Source organism: Aequorivita sublithincola DSM 14238 (assembly GCF_000265385.1).
Lineage (GTDB): Bacteria > Bacteroidota > Bacteroidia > Flavobacteriales > Flavobacteriaceae > Aequorivita > Aequorivita sublithincola.
Genome location: NC_018013.1, coordinates 2,044,919 through 2,064,937, shown reverse-complemented (window position 1 = coordinate 2,064,937; position 20,019 = coordinate 2,044,919). Strand labels below are relative to the sequence as shown.

Here is a 20,019-nt window from a genome sequence, read left to right as displayed (position 1 = left end):
TGTGTGTACTTATTTAGTTTCAACAGAAACTAAGTGATTAACTTTATTGATCATACCAAGTACGCTTGGCGTATCATCATGCTCTACCGTTTGGTTCATCTTGTGAAGACCCAAAGATTCCATGATTCTTTTTTGGTTTTTCGGGCGTTTTATAACGCTTCTTACCTTTGTTACTTTAATTTTTGCCATCGCTCTGATATTTATCCTTTGAATACTTTTTCAAGTGAAATTCCTCTTTGGTCAGCTACAGTTTGTGCACTTCGCATTTGCAAAAGAGCATCAAAAGTTGCTTTTACCACATTGTGTGGGTTAGAAGATCCTTGAGATTTTGATAATACATCGTGAACTCCTACTGCTTCCAATACGGCACGTACAGCACCACCAGCAATAACTCCAGTACCAGGGGCAGCTGGAAGAAGGTTTACACGAGCTCCACCATATTTACCTTTTTGTTCGTGTGGAAGTGTCACTTTGTTAAGTGGAATACGAACCAAGTTTTTCTTTGCATCTTCAATAGCTTTTGCTATTGCGCTTGCAACGTCCTTGGATTTCCCAAGACCTTGTCCTACCACACCTTTTTCGTCACCAACAACTACGATAGCTGAAAATCCGAAAGCACGACCACCTTTGGTCACCTTGGTTACACGTTGTACACCTACCAAACGATCTTTCAATTCAAGACCTCCTGGTTTTACTAATTCTACGTTTTTATAATCTTGATACATAATGTTACTTAGAATTTAAGGCCACCTTCGCGTGCACCTTCAGCTAATGATTTTACTCTTCCGTGGTATAGGTAACCGCCTCTGTCAAAAGCGATGGTTTCAACACCTGCTTTAACAGCTTTTTCTGCGATTGCCTTTCCTACTAATTTTGCAGCTTCAACTTTATTTACTTTTGAAGCGTCAATGTCTTTATCTCTTGAAGATGCAGCAGTAATTGTCTTACCATTTACATCGTCAATAATCTGAGCGTATATTTCTTTGTTACTGCGGAAAACAGCCAAACGAGGACGACTTTCAGTTCCGTCAACCGTTTTTCTGATTCGCATGCGCAAGCGCTCTCTTCTTTCGTATTTTGATAATGCCATAACTCTATTTGTTATGCAGATTTACCTGCTTTTCTTCTTAATTGTTCACCTACAAACTTAATACCTTTTCCTTTGTAAGGTTCTGGTCTGCGGAAAGCGCGAATTTTCGCTGCTACTTGTCCTACTAATTGTTTGTCGTGTGACGTTAGTTTTACGATTGGGTTTTTACCTTTATCAGATATAGTTTCCACATTTACTTCTGGAGCAATTTCCAAAACGATGTTGTGTGAAAATCCTAAAGCCAAATCTAATTTTTGTCCTTGGTTGCTAGCGCGGTAACCCACACCTACCAATTCTAAAGATTTGGTCCATCCGTTGCTTACGCCTTCAATCATATTATTGATTAAAGATCTATAAAGACCGTGCTTTGCAGTATGGTCTTTAGAATCTGAAGGACGTTCTACCAATACTTGGCCATCTTCTACTTTCACGGTTAAATCAGAATCAAACTCCTGAGATAACTCGCCTAATTTTCCTTTTACGGTAATTACGTTGTCTTTTACATCAACTGTAACTCCTTGTGGGATTGCTACCGGGTTTTTACCTATTCTTGACATTTCTTTGTCTATTTTTTAGTAAACGTAACACAATACTTCACCACCTACATTTTGTGCTTTAGCTTGTTTGCCAGTCATTACTCCAGAAGAAGTAGAAACAATAGCAATACCAAGACCGTTAAGCACGCGAGGAAGTTCTGTTGAACCTGCGTATTTACGTAAACCGGGTTTACTGATTCTTTGAATTTTCTTGATCACGGATTCTTTAGAAACCTTGTCATATTTTAAAGCTATTTTGATGATACCTTGTGGGGTACTTTCGTCATCAAATTTGTAGCTTAAAATGTAACCTTGATCAAAAAGGATTTTTGTAATCTCCTTTTTTAGGTTTGAAGCTGGAATCTCTACTACGCGATGTCCGGCTTTCGCAGCATTTCTAACTCGCGTTAGATAATCTGAAATTGGATCTGTATTCATTTATTTAAAATTGCGGAAGTGGTTTTTGGATTATCCCAAACCTACAACCAGTTTATACTTTTTTCGCTAGGCCCGCGATTAATCGCGCGCCTACAAATGTAAACCACGCATCGCGTTCCTAATTTATCTTACCAAGATGCTTTACGCACTCCAGGAATTAACCCAGAATTTGCCATTTCACGGAAAGTTACACGTGAAATACCAAAAGTTCTCATATATCCTCTAGGTCTTCCTGTTAATTTGCAACGGTTGTGCAAACGTACAGGTGAGGCATTTTTTGGTAGTTTTTGTAAACCTTCCCAATCGCCAGCTTCTTTCAAAGCTTTACGTTTGGCAGCATACTTCAATACCGTTGCTTGTCTCTTAACCTCGCGGGCTTTCATTGATTCTTTAGCCATCTCTTAGTTCTTTTTAAAGGGTAATCCCAATTCTTGTAATAATGATTTCGCTTCTTTATCGGTAGCAGCAGAAGTGATGAACGTAATATTCATACCTTCAATTTTCTTCACTTTATCGATATCGATTTCTGGGAAGATAATTTGTTCGGTAATTCCTAAAGAGTAATTTCCTCTTCCGTCAAAACCTGTTGCTTTAATTCCGTTAAAGTCACGTACCCTTGGCAAAGCTGAAGTAACTAATCTGTCTAAAAATTCGTACATACGTTCTCCACGCAACGTAACTTTCACACCAATTGGCATGCCTTTACGAAGTTTGAAGTTTGCAACGTCTTTTTTAGAGTTTGTTGAAATTGCTTTTTGCCCGGTTATCTTAGAAAATTCATCAACTGAATAGTCTATAAGTTTCTTGTCTGCTACTGCTGCACCCACACCGCGGGAAACAACAATACGCTCCAATTTTGGTACCTGCATAACGTTTTTGTAACCAAATTCGTCAGTAAGTGAATTTACCACTCTGCTTTTGTACTCTTCTTTAAGTCTTGGTGTATATGCCATAACTATATTGCTTGATTCGATTGTTTTGAAAATCGCACTTTTTTACCATTTTCAGTTTTGTAACCTACACGTGTTGCTTTTCCAGATTTTGGATCAACCAATGAAAGGTTTGAAATATGGATAGGAGCTTCTTTTTTTGCAATTCCACCTTGAGGGTTTTTTGCACTTGGCTTCTCATGTTTAGAAACCATATTTACTCCTTCTACGATTGCTTTGTTTTTGTCAAGGAGTATTTTCATCACTTTACCTTCAGAACCTTTGTGGTCTCCGGCAGTAACTACTACTGTATCGCCTGATTTTATTTTAAGCTTTGTCATCTTAGTTTTCATATTAAAGCACTTCTGGTGCTAATGATACTATTTTCATAAATTGCTTGTCGCGAAGCTCTCTTGCTACTGGTCCGAAAACACGTGTTCCTCTCATTTCACCCTGTGGGTTCAAAAGTACACAAGCGTTATCGTCAAAACGGATGTAAGAACCATCTGGTCTTCTTATTTCCTTAGCAGTACGTACAACGACTGCTGTAGAAACAGCACCTTTCTTAATGTTTCCGTTTGGCGTTGCTTCTTTTACAGAAACTACAATCTTGTCTCCAATAGAAGCATATCTTCTTTTGGTTCCGCCTAATACACGGATGCAAAGAACTTCTTTAGCACCGGTATTATCTGCGACTCTGAGTCTTGATTCTTGTTGTAACATAATTACTTCGCTCTTTCAATTATTTCTACTAATCTCCAACATTTGGTTTTACTCAAAGGTCTTGTTTCCATGATCTTTACTGTATCGCCTTCGTTGCAGTTGTTTGTCTCGTCGTGTGCTACGTATTTCTTCGTTTTCAACACGAACTTTCCGTACATAGGGTGTTTTACTTTTTTCACTTCTGCAACTACAATAGACTTGTCCATTTTGTTGCTGGTTACTACACCTATACGTTCTTTTCTTAAGTTTCTTTTAATTTCTTCCATCTTTCAGCTGTACAATTATTGCACTTCTCTATTAGTTAGTTCCGTCGCTATTCTTGCTATCACCCTTCTGTGGGATCTTAGTTGAATTGGATTTTCCAACGGTGAAATGGTGTGAGCCATTTTAAGGTCTGAATAAGCCTTTCTTGATTCAGCGAACGCTTCATTAAGTTCAGCCGTTGATGCTTTTTTTATTTCTGATTGTTTCATTTGTCAAAAAAATTATGCTTGGAAATCCCTAGACATTACAAATTTGGTTTTAACTGGAAGCTTTTGTGCTGCAAGACGCAAAGCTTCTTTTGCTGTTTCAAGGGTAACACCAGATACTTCGAAAAGCATTCTTCCTGGTTTTACTACAGCTGCGTAATATTCTACAGCACCTTTACCTTTACCCATACGTACTTCAAGAGGTTTTTTGGTAATTGGCTTATCTGGAAAAATCATAATCCAGATAGAACCTTCTCTCTTCATAAAACGAGTAGCGGCAATACGTGCAGCTTCTATTTGTCTTGCTGTAAGAAATTCTGATTCCAACGATTTTATACCGAAGGTTCCGTATGCTAGCTGGTTGCCACGTCCGGCATCGCCTTTCATACGACCTTTCATTTGCTTACGGTACTTTGTTCTTTTAGGTTGTAACATTTTCTTCTATTTAAAAAATTACTTTCTGCGACGTGCTTTGTTGCCACCGCGTCCTGCTGGAGCTCCTTTACCACCACTCTTTTTGCCAGTCGATAGACCAACAAGTGGGGAAAGTTCTCTCTTTCCATATACTTCGCCTTTCATAATCCATACTTTAACACCCAATCTACCATAAGTAGTGTGTGCCTCAACTAAAGCGTAGTCAATATCGGCTCTAAAAGTTGATAACGGGATACGACCTTCTTTGTAAGATTCTGAACGTGCCATTTCAGCGCCATTCAAACGTCCTGAGATTTGCACCTTAATACCTTCAGCATTCATTCGCATTGTTGCCGCGATTGCCATTTTAATAGCACGACGGTATGAAATACGACTTTCAATTTGGCGTGCAATACTTGCAGCTACCAAAAATGCATCAAGCTCAGGTCTTTTAATCTCGTGAATGTTGATCTGTACCTCTTTATCTGTAATTTTTTTAAGCTCTTCTTTTAGCTTGTCTACTTCCTGACCACCTTTTCCGATAATGATACCGGGACGGGCCGTGGTTATAGTAACGGTTACAAGCTTAAGCGTACGCTCAATAATTACTCTACTCACACTAGCTTTACTTAAACGAGCGTGGATGTATTTCCTGATCTTGTCGTCTTCGGCAAGTTTATCGCCGTAGTCGTTGCCTCCGTACCAGTTGGATTCCCAACCTCTAATGATACCCAGGCGATTTCCGATTGGATTTGTCTTCTGTCCCATTTAATTAATTGCTTTGTGTGTTATCGTTAGCTGCCAATACCAGTGTTACGTGGTTGGAGCGCTTTCTAATTCTGTGTGCGCGGCCTTGCGGTGCTGGACGAAGTCTTTTCAACATTGTTCCACCATCCACTCGGATTTCCTTAACAAAAAGATCTGCATCTTCTACTGAAGCGTCTTCGTTTTTTTGTTGCCAGTTATTGATGGCAGACAAAAGTAGTTTCTCCAATTTGCGTGAAGATTCTTTTGAACTAAACTTCAAAATATTAAGTGCTTTGTCTATTTTCTCACCACGTACCAAGTCTGCCATTAAACGCATTTTTCTTGGTGAAGTGGGGCAATTGTTCAATTTGGCAAAGTATTGTGTCTTCTTTGCTTCTTTGATTGCTTCTGCTCTTTCTCTTTTACGAACTCCCATGGCCTATTATTTTTTACCTTTATTTTTAGCACCTGAATGACCACGGAATGATCTTGTAGGTGAAAATTCTCCTAGTTTATGCCCAACCATGTTTTCTGTTACATATACAGGGACGAATTGACGTCCGTTGTGAACAGCGATGGTTTGGCCAACGAAATCTGGTGTAATCATAGAAGCACGTGACCAAGTTTTGATTACGGTCTTCTTGTTATCATCAACATTTTGTTGAACTTTCTTGTCTAGTTTATAATGAACGAATGGTCCTTTTTTTAACGATCTTGCCATAACTTATTTCTTTCTTCGTTCTAAGATATATTTATTACTTGCTTTCGTTTTAGTACGGGTTCTGTAACCTTTTGCAGGGATACCTTTTCTAGAACGTGGGTGACCTCCTGAAGATTTACCTTCACCACCACCCATTGGGTGATCTACTGGGTTCATCACTACTGGTCTTGTACGTGGTCTTCTTCCTAACCATCTGCTTCTACCAGCTTTACCAGATACTAATAATTGGTGGTCACTGTTTGAAACGGCACCAATGGTAGCCATACAGTTTACCAAAATTAATCGGGTTTCACCTGAAGGAAGTTTAACGGTAGCAAATTTTCCATCACGAGCCATAAGTTGTGCGAAAGCACCAGCACTTCTAGCCATAATAGCACCTTGTCCTGGACGAAGTTCGATGCAAGAAATAATTGTACCTAATGGAATAGCTGAAAGAGCCATTGCATTTCCAATTTCGGGAGCTACTGCCTCACCAGAAAGGATGTTTTGACCAACTTGTAGTCCGTTTTGTGCAATTACATATCGCTTTTCACCATCTTGATAGTTTAAAAGTGCAATAAATGCAGTACGGTTTGGATCGTATTGAATACTAGCAACAGTTGCAGGAATTCCCGCTTTGTCGCGTTTAAAATCGATAATTCGATATTTTTTCTTGTGACCACCACCTATGTAGCGCATGGTCATCTTACCTGTACTATTTCGACCACCAGATCGTTTGTTCGGAACAAGTAAAGACTTTTCCGGCTTATCAGTTGTAATGGCGTCGAAACCATTTACAACTCTAAAACGCTGACCTGGGGTGATTGGTTTTAATTTTCTTACTGACATTTGTGTCTAATTAAATCTAAGTTATCTTAGATGTTACTGTAAAAATCTATTGTATCACCTTCCGCCACCTGTACGATTGCTTTTTTGTAAGCATTCGTTTTACCAGTTTGGACACCTGTTTTTGTAAAACGGGTCTTCCTATTGGGGCGGACATTCATTGTGCGAACTTTTTCAACAGAAACTCCGTAAGCAGCTTCCACCGCTTTCTTGATTTCTACCTTATTCGCCTTTGGGTTTACTACAAAGCCAAAAACATTCTTGTCTTCAGCATCTTTAGTAGCTTTTTCCGTAATTATAGGTTTAATTAAGATGTTCATCTTGTTTCTATTTACTTAAGTTTGTTTCAATTCCTTCCAAAGAACCTTCAAACAGCACTAAACTGTTTGCATTCATAATTTTATAAGTACTTAATTGTGAGTTAGTTATAACTTCAGTACCTTTCAAATTGCGAGAGGACAAATATACATTATTATTTAAGTCTCCCAACACAAATAAAGATTTTTTGTCATTTAGTCCTAAACTGTTTAAAACTGCCGTAAAACTTTTGGTTTTTGGAGCATCAAAACTTAGGTCTTCTAATACAAAAATTGCTTTATCATTCGCCTTCATCGATAGGGCAGATTTACGTGCCAAACGCTTTAGGTTTTTGTTCAATTTAAAAGAGTAGCTACGTGGACGAGGTCCAAACATTCTACCACCACCTTTAAATACACCAGACTTGATGCTACCCGCACGAGCAGTACCAGTTCCTTTTTGTTTCTTTATCTTTCTGGTAGAACCAGAGATCTCAGCACGTTCTTTAGCTTTGTGAGTTCCTTGTCTTTGATTGGCAAGATATTGCTTCACATCAAGATAAACCGCGTGAGTGTTAGGCTCTATTCCGAACACATCTGCAGAAAGTTCAACTTTCCGACCTGTGTCTTTTCCGTTTATGTCTAATACAGCTACCTTCATTATTTCTCGATCATTACATAAGCGTTTTTATGGCCAGGAACTGCTCCTTTTACCACAAGTAGATTCTTTTCAGGAACTACTTTCAAAACTTTTAAATTTTCAACTTTTACTCTTTCGTTCCCCATTTGGCCCGCCATTCTCATTCCTTTGAAAACTCTCGCAGGATATGATGCAGCTCCAATAGAACCTGGTGCACGCAAACGGTTGTGCTGACCGTGAGTCGCTTGACCAACACCAGCAAAACCGTGACGTTTAACAACCCCTTGGAAACCTTTACCTTTAGAAGTACCCGCGATATCCACGAATTCTCCCTCGATAAAATGCTCCACAGTAATTGTGTCACCTAATTTGTATTTTTCTTCAAATCCCTTGAATTCAACAACTTTGCGTTTTGCAACGGTTCCTGCTTTTTTGGCGTGCCCTTCGGCAGCTTTAGTTACAGTCTTCTTGTCATCGAAACCAAGTTGAAGAGCATTGTACCCGTCAACCTCTATGGTTCTGACTTGGGTGACAACACAGGGTCCTGCTTCTATAACGGTACACGGAATGTTCTTTCCGTTCTCGTCAAAGATGCTGGTCATCCCTATCTTTCTTCCAATTAACCCAGACATATTTAATTATTTATTGATTATTAATATTATTTATTTGAAATGTGATAAATCACAATCTTCCTTAATTGAACGCGATAAATTGCGCACCTACTGAAAAACAAACAGGGTCAAAATAAATTCAACCCTGAATGTTATTTTGTTTTCCGTTTTTCCACAACCATCGTTGAGGACATTTCCACCCCTGCAAAGGCAGGGGTCTCTTCGATGGCCAGTCAATGGCTCGATGAGATTCCCGCCTTCGCGGGAATTTATACTTTAATCTCTACTTCTACACCACTTGGCAACTCCAATTTCATTAGAGCGTCAATTGTTTTTGAAGAAGAACTGTAGATATCCAAAAGTCTTTTGTATGAACTTAATTGGAATTGTTCTCTACTTTTCTTGTTCACGTGTGGAGAACGTAATACTGTAAATATTTTTTTATGTGTTGGTAAAGGAATTGGTCCTGTTACTACAGCTCCAGTACTCTTTACGGTCTTAACGATTTTTTCAGCAGATTTATCCACCAAATTGTGATCGTAAGATTTTAGTTTAATTCTTATTTTTTGACTCATTGCTGAAATTATTATTCGTTAGCGGTTCCTCTTGCTTTTGCTATTACATCTTCAGAAATATTTGAAGGTGTTTGAGCGTAGTGTGAAAATTCCATAGTTGAAGTTGCACGGCCTGATGATAATGTTCTTAAAGTGGTTACATAACCGAACATTTCAGAAAGAGGCACTTCACCTTTTATTACTTTTGCTCCTGCACGGTCACCCATGTTAGTGATGGTACCACGACGACGGTTAAGGTCACCAACAATATCACCCATGTTTTCTTCTGGAGTAATTACCTCTATTTTCATAATAGGCTCCATAATTACAGCTCCTGCTTTTTTGGCAACTTCTTTGAAACCAATTTTTGCAGCCAGCTCAAAAGATAATGCATCAGAATCCACAGGGTGGAAAGATCCATCTTTTAAAGTAACCTTCATACTATCAACTTCAAAACCTGCAAGTGGACCATTGATCATTGCTTGTTTGAAACCTTTTTCAACTGAAGGAATAAATTCTTTTGGCACGTTACCACCTTTTACAGCGTTAACAAATACAAGACCTTCTTTAGCATCTTCTTCATCTACTGGACCCAAAGTAAATACAATATCAGCAAATTTACCACGACCACCAGATTGCTTTTTGTAAACTTCTCTATGATCTGCAGTTTTTGTTACTGCTTCTTTATATTCAACCTGAGGCTGACCTTGATTTACTTCAACTTTGAATTCACGACGTAAACGATCTATAAGAACATCTAAGTGAAGCTCTCCCATTCCTGAAATAATAGTTTGCCCAGAAGCTTCGTCTGTACGCACTTGGAATGTTGGGTCTTCTTCTGCCAATTTTGACAGAGCCATACCTAATTTATCAACATCAACTTTTGTTTTAGGCTCCACAGCAATACCAATAACTGGATCTGGGAAGTCCATACTCTCCAAAACAATAGGATGTTTTTCATCAGTCATGGTGTCACCCGTCTTAATATCCTTAAATCCAACTGCTGCTCCAATATCTCCTGCTTCAATAAAATCGATAGCATTTTGTTTGTTAGCGTGCATTTGGTAGATACGAGAAATTCGTTCTTTTTTTCCTGAACGGTTGTTCAAAATGTAAGAACCTGCATCCAAATGACCAGAGTAAACGCGGAAGAAAGCCAAGCGACCTACAAAAGGATCTGTTGCAATCTTAAATGCTAGTGCCGCGAAAGGCTCCTTAACATCTGGTCTACGTATTTCTTCTTTATCAGTATCAGGGTTAATACCTATAATACCTTCTTTGTCGGTTGGAGCTGGTAAGTAACGACATACAGCATCTAAAAGAAACTGAACACCTTTATTTTTAAATGAAGAACCACATACCATTGGAATTATAGACATATCCATAACGGCAGCACGAAGTGCAGCGTGGATTTCATCTTCAGTTATGGAATCTTCATCCTCCATATATTTTTCAAGCAGATTTTCATCGTAAGCAGCAACCTCTTCAATTAATTTGCCACGCAATTCTTTAACCTCAGCTTTCAAATCTTCAGGAATTGGCACAACATCAAAAGTAGCACCGAATGATTCATCGTGAAAAATAATGGCTCGGTTTTTCACCAAATCTACTATTCCTCTGAAGTCTGCTTCATCACCAATATTCAATACGATTGGCACCGCGTTGGAACCTAACATATCTTTTACTTGTTGACAAACAGCTAAAAAGTTAGCTCCTGAACGGTCCATTTTGTTAACGAAACCAATACGAGGTACTTTATAATTATCCGCAAGTCTCCAGTTAGTTTCAGACTGTGGCTCTACACCATCTACCGCACTAAACAAGAACACTAATCCATCAAGAATCCTAAGTGAGCGATTTACCTCAACGGTAAAATCCACGTGACCAGGAGTGTCAATAATATTAAAGTTATAATCTTTTGTTTCTGGAGTAGGCTCAGCATTTTCCATTGGAAACTTCCATATACAAGTAGTAGCCGCTGAAGTAATGGTAATACCACGCTCCTGTTCTTGCTCCATCCAGTCCATAGTTGCGGCTCCATCGTGAACCTCTCCAAGTTTATGGCTTACCCCTGTATAAAAAAGGATACGCTCTGTAGTTGTGGTTTTACCAGCATCAATATGCGCAGCAATCCCGATATTTCTTGTGTATTTTAAATCTCTTTGTGCCATTTTTTAGAATCTGAAATGTGAGAATGCTTTGTTAGCTTCTGCCATTTTGTGAGTATCCATACGTTTCTTAACAGCAGCGCCTTCTTCTTTGGCAGCAGCAAGAATCTCACCTGCAAGTTTTGCGGCCATGGACTTCTCGTTTCTTTTTCTTGAATAGTTAATTAACCATTTCATTGCGGTTGCAATTTTACGGTCTGGACGAATTTGCATAGGTATTTGGAAGGTTGCCCCACCAACTCTACGGCTACGAACCTCTACGTGAGGCATAACATTGGAAAGTGCTTCTTTCCAAAGCTCCAACGCAGTTTTTTCGTCGTCTTGTTTCTTTTCATCCACAATGTCAATAGCATCATAGAAAACTTTGAAAGCCACACTCTTTTTTCCATCCCACATCATGTTGTTTACGAAACGTGTAACCAACTGGTCGTTAAACCTTGGATCTGGCAAAAGGGGTCTTTTCTTGGCCTGTCTTTTTCTCATTTGTTGTTTTGTTAATGGTTAAATATTAATTGTGCGTACAATTAATGATTAACCCGTTTTCATTTTTCTTAAAACGCAAGCATTGCGTTTCTACTTTTTAGGGCGTTTTGCTCCGTACTTAGATCTACGTTGCGTGCGGCCGGCAACACCTGCGGTGTCTAACGCTCCACGAACAATGTGATACCTAACTCCTGGCAAATCTTTTACCCTTCCACCTCTAACCAATACTATCGAGTGCTCTTGGAGATTGTGACCTTCGCCTGGGATGTATGCGTTTACTTCCTTACCGTTTGTAAGTCTTACCCTTGCAACTTTTCGCATTGCAGAGTTAGGCTTCTTAGGTGTAGTAGTATATACACGCGTACAAACACCACGACGTTGTGGGCACGAATCCAAAGCAACCGATTTACTCTTCTTGGTTATTTTGGTCCTTCCTTTACGTACTAATTGTGAAATTGTTGGCATATAAAATATGTATTATTACTGTTTAAAAATAAAACACCCCTATTTTTAGGGGATGCAAATGTAGAATTTTTTTTCTATTAATCAAACCATACTGAATTAATTTTCAGCATACTTTTAATATTTTTTTACTTTGAACATAAAACACCAAGATGAAACGTTAGATTTACAACGCTAATAACACTCCTTTTTTGAAAAAATATCTATACACTTCTCTATACCTTAATATATATACCTGTTTTTTCTTTGGAATGAATGCGCAGGAACTCACCCTTTCCGTCAAAGCAGAAAGACCGGTTTCGCAAGCGATGAAAGACTCGTTGCAAATGAACACTTCTTTCAAAGATCTCCTTTCACTTAAAAAGGAAACCGATACGCTTTATTTAAAAATGCAACGGATGGGTTTTATTGAAAGTGAACTGCTTCAGCTGCAAAAAGAAAATGATAGTAGCTACATAGCAGATTTCTTCCTCGGAAAAAAATACAATGAAATAAGCATTTTCTATTCAGAAGAAGATTTCAGCAAAAAAGAATTGCAACGCGTTGCTTCCGAAATTACCGACACCTACTTTACTCTTCCTTTTGAAGCTATTCCAAATTCACTAAGGAAACTTACAACGCTTCGCAACCAAAAAGGAAATGCATTTGCTCGTTTAAGGCTAAGTGAATTTGAAAAAGACGAAAACAATAATTTATCGGCAACACTTTTAGTTGATAATGGAAACTTTAGAAATGTAGATTCCATAGCCGTGAAAGGTTATGAAAAATTCCCGAGATCTTTTCTTAAATATTACGCCGGTATAAAAAAAGGTGAGGTATTCAATCAAAAGAAATTAGTGGAGCAAAATGAAAATCTAAATAGCTTAGGTTTTGTTTCAGCCATAAAACCACCAGAAGCACTTTTCAGAAAAGACTCAACAACCGTCTATTTCTATCTAGAAAAACAGAACAACAATCTATTTGACGGAATAATCGGTTTTGCAACAGATGAAGAAACACAGAAACTCACTTTCAATGGTTATCTAAATCTAGAACTCAATAATAACCTTAATTTTGGCGAGCAATTATTGCTGAACTATAAATCTGACGGTAAAGAGCAAGTAAACTTTAGAGTAAAAGCAACTTTACCATATTTGTTTAAAAGCCCTATTGGTTTAAGCGGTGAGCTAAAAATTTTTAAGAGAGACAGTACCTTTATCACTACAGAACAACAACTAAGAGCAACATACCAAATAAACCCAAAGTCTACAATTTATCTTGGCTATAAAGGTTACGATTCTAGCAACCTCTTAGATAACGCAGTGGCTGGATCTCCTGTTGAAGATTTCAAGTCTAACTTTTTAATCGCTGGCGGCACTTACCTTAAAACACAAAACAAAAAACTTTTTCCAATTAAAACCATTTTATCATTGGACGGCGGAGTTGGCTCCCGTAAGAATGATTCCATAACGGAAAACCAAGTTCGCTTGGAAGGCTTATTAAGCAATATATTTAATTTGAACTTTAAAAATTCAATATTCGTGCAAAATAGCACAAGTATATTAGTGAGTGATAGTTATTTGGTGAATGAACTTTTTCGATTTGGAGGCATAAACAGTATTCGTGGTTTTAACGAGAACAGCATTGATGCTTCGTTTTTTTCCGTAGTTAACACCGAGTACAGATACCAATTTAATGAAGGGGTTTATCTACACAGTATAATTGACTTCGCCTATTTTGAAAACGAAACACTTAAACTAAAACAAAACCTCTATAGCTTCGGGGTGGGCATTGGACTCAATACCAAAGCGGGATTATTCAAATTTAATGTGGCTAATGGAAACACAGAAAACCAAAACTTCAGTTTCTCAAATACCAAGATACACATCAGTGTTTCCTCAAAATTTTAAAATATTACGTCCAAACCCTTTAAGAATCCTAAATAAAACTTAAAAATTGGGAGCAAATACTTGTGTAATTAACTTTTTATTATGATTTTTGCCGTTGGCTAATTCAAATAATTTATAAAAATGAGAACAAAGTTTAGTGGAATTTTAACGCTTATATTAGCGTTAGTTGTGCAGCTTACCTTCGCGCAGCAAAAAACTATTACAGGTACAGTGACGGACGATACAGGTCTGCCATTGCCTGGTGCAAACGTAATAATCAAGGGCACGAGTTCTGGAACACAGACAGATTTTGATGGAAATTATTCCATATCTGCAAATGTGGGTCAGGCAATTGCTTTTAGTTATGTAGGTTTTGTTACCAAGGAAGTAAAAGTAGGAGCTCAAAATTCAATTAATGTTACTTTACAACCAGATGCTGCGGCACTTGAAGAAGTTGTAGTAACTGGGTATTCTACACGAAACCAAACGGTGCAAACATCTGCCGTTGTATCTATTTCCGCTTCGGAACTGTCACAAATGGCGCCAACTACAAGTATAGATAATATGCTTCAAGGTAAGGCAGCTGGTGTACAGGTAACTTCTGCAAACGGTAAGCCGGGACAAGGAGCTTTTGTTCGTATTCGTGGAACTGGATCTCTTGTTGCAGGTGCATCTTCACCATTATACATTGTGGATGGCGCTCCTATTAGAGAGCAAGATCTTGCAAGTATTCCTAACGAGGATATTGAAAACATTACAATCCTAAAAGATGCCCCAACAACCGCTAGATACGGTTCTCGTGGAGCAAACGGGGTTGTAGTAATCACAACAAAAAACGGTAACAGAAACAAAGATGCTGTAATCCGTTACAGCTCTCGTTATGGAACAACAACCAGAATAGAACCAAACTTTACATTGATGAACGCGGAGCAGAAATTGCAATACGAAGCAGAAATGTATGCTTTGGGTGTTGGTGCAGCCGGTTCATTACCAGGGGTACAAACAGCTCCTGGGTCACCAGAACGCGCTAAATTACTTGCTCGCACAACTGATTGGGCAGACCTTATACTTAAAGAAGGTGTAATTCAGAACAACAATGTCTCTGTTTCTGGAGGTAGTGAAAAAGTAGATTACTACTTTTCTGTAACTCACGATAAAAACACAGGTATTATTGATAAAATCAATGGTTTTGAAAGATTAGGAACCCGTTTGAACGTTAATTTTGACGCTAAAGAATGGTTGACTATGGGTGTAAATGTTGGGTATTCACGTTCTACAAGTGATGAACCAAGAGATAGAAACAACACTCAAAACCCGTTTCAACCTATTTACGTTACCAACGAGTATGAAAACGAGTTTTTATACGATGATGACGGCGAAATACTGTTGGATAACAACGGAGAACCTACTTACAACCCAACTCACAGAGATTTCGCTACAAGAAAAGCTCTTGAGACTGAAAAATCTACAGACATTAACAATGTTACACTTGCTAGTGTAGATGCATTGGTAAAATTATCGAAAAACTGGAGCTATGGTTTCAATACTTCTGTTAACCACTTACTACGTAGGAGAGAAAGTTATTCTAAGCCAGGAGGTGTTTTGGATATTATTTTGAACAACGCACCCGTTGGTAACAAGTTTGATGACCAACAAGATAGATTAGACCTTACCATCAGTAACCGTTTAAACTATACATTAAACTCAAACAATCATAACCTGAATGTTTTGGGTCTATATGAATACAACCTTAATGAGTTCTATCGTACTTTTGTACGTAGCACAGGTTTCCCTTCTCCTTTGTTGAGCACACAGACTAGTGCTGCAGATTTAAATGATGGATTCACTAACAGAAATAGATTGACATTAGTGTCTTATGGTCTTTTTGCAGATTATGATTATAAAGAAAAATATCTTCTTTCTGCATCTATACGTCGTGATGGTTCTTCTAACTTTGGAGCTGATTTCCAATACGGTACTTTCTATAGTGGAAGTATTGGATGGAACGTTGCTAAAGAGGACTTTTTCGGTGTAGATGCTGTAAATGATCTTAAAATTAGAGCAGCTTACGGTTCTGTAGGTAACAGAAATGGAATTGGTCGTTATGCACCTCAGGCAACAAATGAATTCGGATTCTATCCAGGTGGTTCAAGTTCAGTTCCTTCAAACATTGCAAGTCCAAACTTAAAGTGGGAAACTACCACTACTGCTAACGTTGGTTTAGAATTCAACCTCTTCAACAAACGTCTTAGAGGTGTTACCGATTATTTCATTAGAAATACTTCTGACTTATTATTTAATGTTCCTACTGCTTATGAATCTGGAACTGGAAGTGTTGCTGGAAACATTGGTGAAATCCAAAATAAAGGTCTTGAAATATCCTTACAAGGTGATATAGTTCGTACTAATGATTTTACTTGGACTCTTGGAGGAAACATAATCTTCTTAGATACTGAAGTAATTGAACTACCAGATCACGAAGATTTCACTCCGTCTGATAACACATATAACATTCGCTTTAGTGAAGGTAGAAAAATTAATGAGCACTATTTAGTTCGTTATGCTGGAGTTGATGCTGCAACTGGAAAATCTTTATTTTTAGGTGCAGATGGTAACACTTATTTTGCTGAAGATCTTCCAGAAGGTGAGAACCGAGTATTTCAAGGAAAGTCAACCATCGCTGATAAAGAAGGAGGTTTCTTTACTAACTTTAGCTATAAAGGCTTTGGTTTGAGAGCTGATTTCGTTTTCAAAACAGGAAACTGGATAAACAACTTCGTTAGATCTAATGCTGAGTCTGATGGGCAAGCAGTTGATGATAATCAAGCTGTTACCGCATTCAATTACTGGCAACAACCTGGCGATACTGGTGTAATGCCAAGTCCAATTTACGCTTCAGTAGATCAAGCTGTAAACTCAGACAGATTCTTGGAAAAAGGAGATTACGTACGTATGCGTAATGTTACTCTTTCATACAATTTCCCTAGCGAATTTTTGGATAAAACTCCAATACAGAGCCTAAGACTATATGTACAAGGGCAGAACCTATTAACGTTTACCAAATTTTGGGGAGATCCAGAAGTAGGACTTTCTTCTGGAGAGACTATTTCATTTGCTGATGCAGTAGCTCCTGGGGAAGCAACTCTTTACAGTTATCCAAATGTTAAGTCATTCCAATTTGGTTTGGATGTAAGTTTCTAATTCTAAAAAAAACCTATAAAATGAAAAAAATAATTTATAAAATAGCAGTCTTAACACTGATCATTGGAGGTTTAACTTCTTGTGAGGGTGAACTGGAACAAATACCTTTCGATGAGCTTGCAACAGATCAAGCTTATATTACAGTTTCCGATTTTGAAAACGCGACGAGAGGTATCTATTCAACACTATTCACCGGTTCACTATACGGTGGAAGTGATGCAGGTGGGATGCTTGACGCCCCAGATGTATTGGCAGACAACGTTACTTTTGCCCAAAAAGGTAGAGGATCTAGAAGAACATTGCACAACTGGCAATATTCTGCATCTAGCGAACCTTTGAGCGGACTTTATCAAAGTGCTTATAGAATGATTTTTCGCGCAAATACCTTGATAGAAAAAAGTGCGGATTTTGACGGAAGCAACAAAGCTAAAGTCGTAGCAGAAGCAAAAGCGCTAAGAGCCTTAGGCCACATGGATATCGCCTCATTTTTTGCTAAAATGCCAACTCAATCTGCAGATGCAAATGGTAGCCTAGGTATTGCCTATGTAACTAAAGCAGACTATACTATTGAGCCTGCAAGATTAACCGTTGCTGAAAGTTACGATATGATTGTAACAGATCTTAAAGAAGCATTAGTAGACATTCCAGCTTCAGCTCCAGCAGGTCGCTTTAATAAAGACGCAGTAAATACTCTTTTATCACGTGCTTACTTGTATATGGGTCAATGGCAAAATTCAATTGATGCTGCAAACGAAGTTACTACATCAATCGCTCCCAGAAACACTGTTGTAGGTGTTTGGGAAGATGTATCCAAAGATGGAGTAATTTTCTGGATTGATGTAGATCCTCCTGGATTAGACATCACTCCTTGAGTAACATGGAGTCAATTCGGCACACTAACTTTAGTACCAGAATACGTGGTTTCTTATCCGTTTTTTCAGCTTTTCGCTGATGATGACATCAGAAAAGATGCCTACACTTTACAAGCTAGAAATGGTGCACTTCAGTTTAACGCAATCAAAAAATTGTTTGCAAGAGAAGATGGAGAAAATCCAGGGCGTGTTGATATAAAAATTCTTCGCGCTGCAGAAGCAAAAATGAATATTGCTGAAGCAGAATACAACCTTGGAAACGAAGGACCTGCTCGCATTGCTTTAGATGCTATAAGAACAAAAAGATATACTACTCCTCCAAGTGGAGAAACTGGCGATGCACTTCGTGATGCAATCCGTCTTGAAAGAAGATTAGAATTTGCTTTCGAATCTCAACGTTTCTTTGATTTGAAACGATGGAGCCTTCCAGTGGAACGTGGTAGCTTTGGTGATTTAAAAGACGGAAGTGGAACTCCATCTGATGCACAGAATTTACCAGTAGGAAATCCAAAATTCCAATTGCCAATTCCTCAAACTGCGACAGATTTAAATCCAAATTTGCAACAAAACCCTGGGTATTAATAATTCTAAAATTTTATCAAAATGAAAAAAATAAATATAATAATTACGTTCGTAGCATTAGCTTTGTTCGCGGTTTCTTGCGAAACTTACGATGACTTCAACGCAGAACGCAAAACTGTGGTTGGATTCACAAGTCCTGTTGACAATAACGTTAATAATATTGTTGTTGGCGGTGAGAGAGAGAGAACCTTTAATAATGTTTTGTTTGTTTCAGATATTGCTGATGTAGATAGAGAATTTAAGGTTGTGGTCATCCCTACTATTTTAGAAGTAGCAGATCCACCATATGTATCAACTAATCCAGAAAACTTTAGCTTTGATGCTACTGTGACAATCCCTGCAAACGAGCAACTAGGATCAATCACAGTTACTGGTTTTGGTAAATCTATTGTAGATCCAAGAGGCGAATATTTCTCTCTTGCAATTGAAGGCGGAGGAAACGTTGTTTCTGGAGGAAGATTTACAGTGAGAGTTAGACTTAAAAGTTAACTAGATTAATTTAACAACACGTTAAATACAAATCAAACACCTCTTATCTTTTTAGGAGGTGTTTTTTTATATCTCTGTTTTTTATAACAGAACCCAAGTTAAATCTATTTATCTTTGAACGCAATAATAAACCACATCACATATTATCTATAACAATGAGCGATAAAACAAATACCATTTTCGGAATTTACCCTGTCAAAGAAGCCTTATCATCACAAGTTGTTTTTGACAAAGTCTTTGTTCAGAAAGGAATAGATAGCGACAAAATTGAAGGCCTAATTAAAGACCTTGAAAGAGCAAATATTCCAGTAAGTATTGTTCCTTTTGAAAAGCTCAATAGATTAACCCGTGGGAACCATCAAGGTATTGTGGCGGTAACCTCGCCTGTGGCATTTCATAGTTTGGAAAGTGTTGTTGAAAAAGCACTCGAAGGTGATAAAACGCCTCTATTCCTAATTTTAGATCAAATAACGGATGTCCGTAATTTTGGAGCAATTCTTAGAACTGCTGAATGTACTGGCGTAGATGCGGTAATTATTCAAAAAACTGGTGGAGCTCCTGTTTCTGGAGACACCGTGAAAACTTCTGCTGGAGCAATTTTCAAAATTCCAATTTGTAAGGTGGAACATATTAAAGATGCAATCTTCTATTTGCAAGGTTCTGGAATTACAACCGTTGCAGCTACCGAAAAAACAAATTCAGAAATATATTCTTTAGATTTAAAAACTCCGTTGGCCTTGATCATGGGCTCAGAAGGAAAAGGTATATCAAAATCCGTACTTGGATTGGTGGACGAGCGTGCTTCCCTACCCTTGCTTGGAGAAATTAATTCATTAAATGTTTCTGTGGCTTGTGGCGCTTTTCTTTATGAAGTAGTGCGTCAACGCAGATAATAAATAG

The 20,019-nt window shown here is 38.1% G+C and carries 29 protein-coding genes; 6 read left to right on the top strand and 23 right to left on the bottom strand.

Going from position 1 to position 20,019, the window contains the following annotated elements:
- Window positions 1-9: 9 nt before the first annotated feature.
- From rpmD to rpsL, 23 genes are all read right to left on the bottom strand, one after another.
- The gene (rpmD, locus tag AEQSU_RS09530) at window positions 10-189 is read right to left on the bottom strand and encodes a 50S ribosomal protein L30 (protein ID WP_014782653.1); all 180 of its coding nucleotides are present in this window, start codon (window positions 187-189) and stop codon (window positions 10-12) included.
- An 11-nt stretch (window positions 190-200) separates the two neighbouring features.
- Window positions 201-725, bottom strand: coding sequence for a 30S ribosomal protein S5 (gene rpsE / locus AEQSU_RS09525; protein WP_014782652.1), 525 nt, complete (start codon window positions 723-725; stop codon window positions 201-203).
- 8 nt (window positions 726-733) lie between these two features.
- A complete protein-coding gene (gene rplR, locus AEQSU_RS09520) occupies window positions 734-1,090 on the bottom strand; it encodes a 50S ribosomal protein L18 (RefSeq protein WP_014782651.1) in 357 nt (118 codons plus the stop codon).
- An 11-nt stretch (window positions 1,091-1,101) separates the two neighbouring features.
- On the bottom strand, window positions 1,102-1,647 hold the full coding sequence (gene rplF, locus AEQSU_RS09515; protein ID WP_014782650.1) for a 50S ribosomal protein L6: 546 nt from the start codon (window positions 1,645-1,647) through the stop codon (window positions 1,102-1,104).
- Between the two features lie 15 nt (window positions 1,648-1,662).
- The gene (gene rpsH, locus AEQSU_RS09510; protein WP_014782649.1) at window positions 1,663-2,064 is read right to left on the bottom strand and encodes a 30S ribosomal protein S8; all 402 of its coding nucleotides are present in this window, start codon (window positions 2,062-2,064) and stop codon (window positions 1,663-1,665) included.
- Window positions 2,065-2,192: 128 nt separating this feature from the next.
- Window positions 2,193-2,462 carry a 30S ribosomal protein S14 gene (gene rpsN, locus AEQSU_RS09505; protein ID WP_014782648.1) on the bottom strand — a complete coding sequence of 90 codons (270 nt, stop codon included), beginning with the start codon at window positions 2,460-2,462 and terminating at the stop codon, window positions 2,193-2,195.
- A 3-nt stretch (window positions 2,463-2,465) separates the two neighbouring features.
- Window positions 2,466-3,017, bottom strand: a complete 552-nt coding sequence (gene rplE / locus AEQSU_RS09500) for a 50S ribosomal protein L5 (RefSeq protein WP_014782647.1) — start codon at window positions 3,015-3,017, stop codon at window positions 2,466-2,468.
- Between the two features lie 2 nt (window positions 3,018-3,019).
- On the bottom strand, window positions 3,020-3,334 hold the full coding sequence (gene rplX / locus AEQSU_RS09495) for a 50S ribosomal protein L24 (RefSeq protein WP_014782646.1): 315 nt from the start codon (window positions 3,332-3,334) through the stop codon (window positions 3,020-3,022).
- Window positions 3,335-3,347: 13 nt separating this feature from the next.
- On the bottom strand, window positions 3,348-3,716 hold the full coding sequence (gene rplN, locus AEQSU_RS09490; RefSeq protein WP_014782645.1) for a 50S ribosomal protein L14: 369 nt from the start codon (window positions 3,714-3,716) through the stop codon (window positions 3,348-3,350).
- Window positions 3,717-3,718: 2 nt separating this feature from the next.
- Window positions 3,719-3,982: a 30S ribosomal protein S17 gene (gene rpsQ, locus AEQSU_RS09485; protein WP_014782644.1), complete on the bottom strand. Its 264-nt coding sequence runs from the start codon at window positions 3,980-3,982 to the stop codon at window positions 3,719-3,721.
- Between the two features lie 15 nt (window positions 3,983-3,997).
- A complete protein-coding gene (rpmC, locus tag AEQSU_RS09480; protein WP_014782643.1) occupies window positions 3,998-4,189 on the bottom strand; it encodes a 50S ribosomal protein L29 in 192 nt (63 codons plus the stop codon).
- A 12-nt stretch (window positions 4,190-4,201) separates the two neighbouring features.
- The gene (gene rplP / locus AEQSU_RS09475; RefSeq protein ID WP_014782642.1) at window positions 4,202-4,621 is read right to left on the bottom strand and encodes a 50S ribosomal protein L16; all 420 of its coding nucleotides are present in this window, start codon (window positions 4,619-4,621) and stop codon (window positions 4,202-4,204) included.
- An 18-nt stretch (window positions 4,622-4,639) separates the two neighbouring features.
- Entirely contained in the window at window positions 4,640-5,368 is a 729-nt protein-coding gene (gene rpsC, locus AEQSU_RS09470; protein WP_014782641.1) for a 30S ribosomal protein S3, read from the bottom strand.
- Window positions 5,369-5,372: 4 nt separating this feature from the next.
- Window positions 5,373-5,783: a 50S ribosomal protein L22 gene (gene rplV / locus AEQSU_RS09465; protein ID WP_014782640.1), complete on the bottom strand. Its 411-nt coding sequence runs from the start codon at window positions 5,781-5,783 to the stop codon at window positions 5,373-5,375.
- A gap of 6 nt (window positions 5,784-5,789) precedes the next feature.
- The gene (gene rpsS / locus AEQSU_RS09460; protein ID WP_014782639.1) at window positions 5,790-6,068 is read right to left on the bottom strand and encodes a 30S ribosomal protein S19; all 279 of its coding nucleotides are present in this window, start codon (window positions 6,066-6,068) and stop codon (window positions 5,790-5,792) included.
- 3 nt (window positions 6,069-6,071) lie between these two features.
- The gene (gene rplB / locus AEQSU_RS09455) at window positions 6,072-6,896 is read right to left on the bottom strand and encodes a 50S ribosomal protein L2 (RefSeq protein ID WP_014782638.1); all 825 of its coding nucleotides are present in this window, start codon (window positions 6,894-6,896) and stop codon (window positions 6,072-6,074) included.
- Window positions 6,897-6,922: 26 nt separating this feature from the next.
- A complete protein-coding gene (rplW, locus tag AEQSU_RS09450) occupies window positions 6,923-7,213 on the bottom strand; it encodes a 50S ribosomal protein L23 (protein WP_014782637.1) in 291 nt (96 codons plus the stop codon).
- A gap of 7 nt (window positions 7,214-7,220) precedes the next feature.
- Window positions 7,221-7,850 (bottom strand): 50S ribosomal protein L4, encoded by a 630-nt coding sequence (rplD, locus tag AEQSU_RS09445; RefSeq protein WP_014782636.1) that lies wholly within the window; start codon window positions 7,848-7,850, stop codon window positions 7,221-7,223.
- Window positions 7,850-8,461, bottom strand: coding sequence for a 50S ribosomal protein L3 (gene rplC, locus AEQSU_RS09440; protein ID WP_014782635.1), 612 nt, complete (start codon window positions 8,459-8,461; stop codon window positions 7,850-7,852). The genes rplD and rplC overlap by 1 nt, the downstream gene beginning before the upstream one ends.
- Window positions 8,462-8,709: 248 nt before the next feature.
- Window positions 8,710-9,015 (bottom strand): 30S ribosomal protein S10, encoded by a 306-nt coding sequence (rpsJ, locus tag AEQSU_RS09435; RefSeq protein ID WP_010181931.1) that lies wholly within the window; start codon window positions 9,013-9,015, stop codon window positions 8,710-8,712.
- Between the two features lie 11 nt (window positions 9,016-9,026).
- Window positions 9,027-11,165, bottom strand: a complete 2,139-nt coding sequence (fusA, locus tag AEQSU_RS09430) for an elongation factor G (protein ID WP_014782634.1) — start codon at window positions 11,163-11,165, stop codon at window positions 9,027-9,029.
- 3 nt (window positions 11,166-11,168) lie between these two features.
- A complete protein-coding gene (gene rpsG, locus AEQSU_RS09425; protein ID WP_014782633.1) occupies window positions 11,169-11,645 on the bottom strand; it encodes a 30S ribosomal protein S7 in 477 nt (158 codons plus the stop codon).
- A 90-nt stretch (window positions 11,646-11,735) separates the two neighbouring features.
- Window positions 11,736-12,110: a 30S ribosomal protein S12 gene (rpsL, locus tag AEQSU_RS09420; RefSeq protein WP_014782632.1), complete on the bottom strand. Its 375-nt coding sequence runs from the start codon at window positions 12,108-12,110 to the stop codon at window positions 11,736-11,738.
- 188 nt (window positions 12,111-12,298) lie between these two features.
- Between rpsL and AEQSU_RS09415 the strand changes: the two genes are divergently transcribed.
- The 6 genes from AEQSU_RS09415 to rlmB all read left to right on the top strand — a co-directional run bounded on the left by AEQSU_RS09415 (window position 12,299) and on the right by rlmB (window position 20,012).
- Window positions 12,299-13,996, top strand: a complete 1,698-nt coding sequence (locus AEQSU_RS09415) for an autotransporter assembly complex protein TamA (RefSeq protein ID WP_157429269.1) — start codon at window positions 12,299-12,301, stop codon at window positions 13,994-13,996.
- Between the two features lie 120 nt (window positions 13,997-14,116).
- Complete coding sequence (locus AEQSU_RS09410; protein WP_014782630.1) at window positions 14,117-17,176, top strand: SusC/RagA family TonB-linked outer membrane protein; 3,060 nt, start codon at window positions 14,117-14,119, stop codon at window positions 17,174-17,176.
- Between the two features lie 20 nt (window positions 17,177-17,196).
- Window positions 17,197-18,048 (top strand): RagB/SusD family nutrient uptake outer membrane protein, encoded by an 852-nt coding sequence (locus AEQSU_RS16900; RefSeq protein WP_245529069.1) that lies wholly within the window; start codon window positions 17,197-17,199, stop codon window positions 18,046-18,048.
- Between the two features lie 45 nt (window positions 18,049-18,093).
- On the top strand, window positions 18,094-18,630 hold the full coding sequence (locus AEQSU_RS16895) for a RagB/SusD family nutrient uptake outer membrane protein (RefSeq protein ID WP_245529068.1): 537 nt from the start codon (window positions 18,094-18,096) through the stop codon (window positions 18,628-18,630).
- Between the two features lie 21 nt (window positions 18,631-18,651).
- Window positions 18,652-19,119, top strand: coding sequence for a hypothetical protein (locus tag AEQSU_RS09400; RefSeq protein ID WP_014782629.1), 468 nt, complete (start codon window positions 18,652-18,654; stop codon window positions 19,117-19,119).
- A 155-nt stretch (window positions 19,120-19,274) separates the two neighbouring features.
- The gene (gene rlmB, locus AEQSU_RS09395; protein ID WP_014782628.1) at window positions 19,275-20,012 is read left to right on the top strand and encodes a 23S rRNA (guanosine(2251)-2'-O)-methyltransferase RlmB; all 738 of its coding nucleotides are present in this window, start codon (window positions 19,275-19,277) and stop codon (window positions 20,010-20,012) included.
- Window positions 20,013-20,019: the final 7 nt, after the last annotated feature.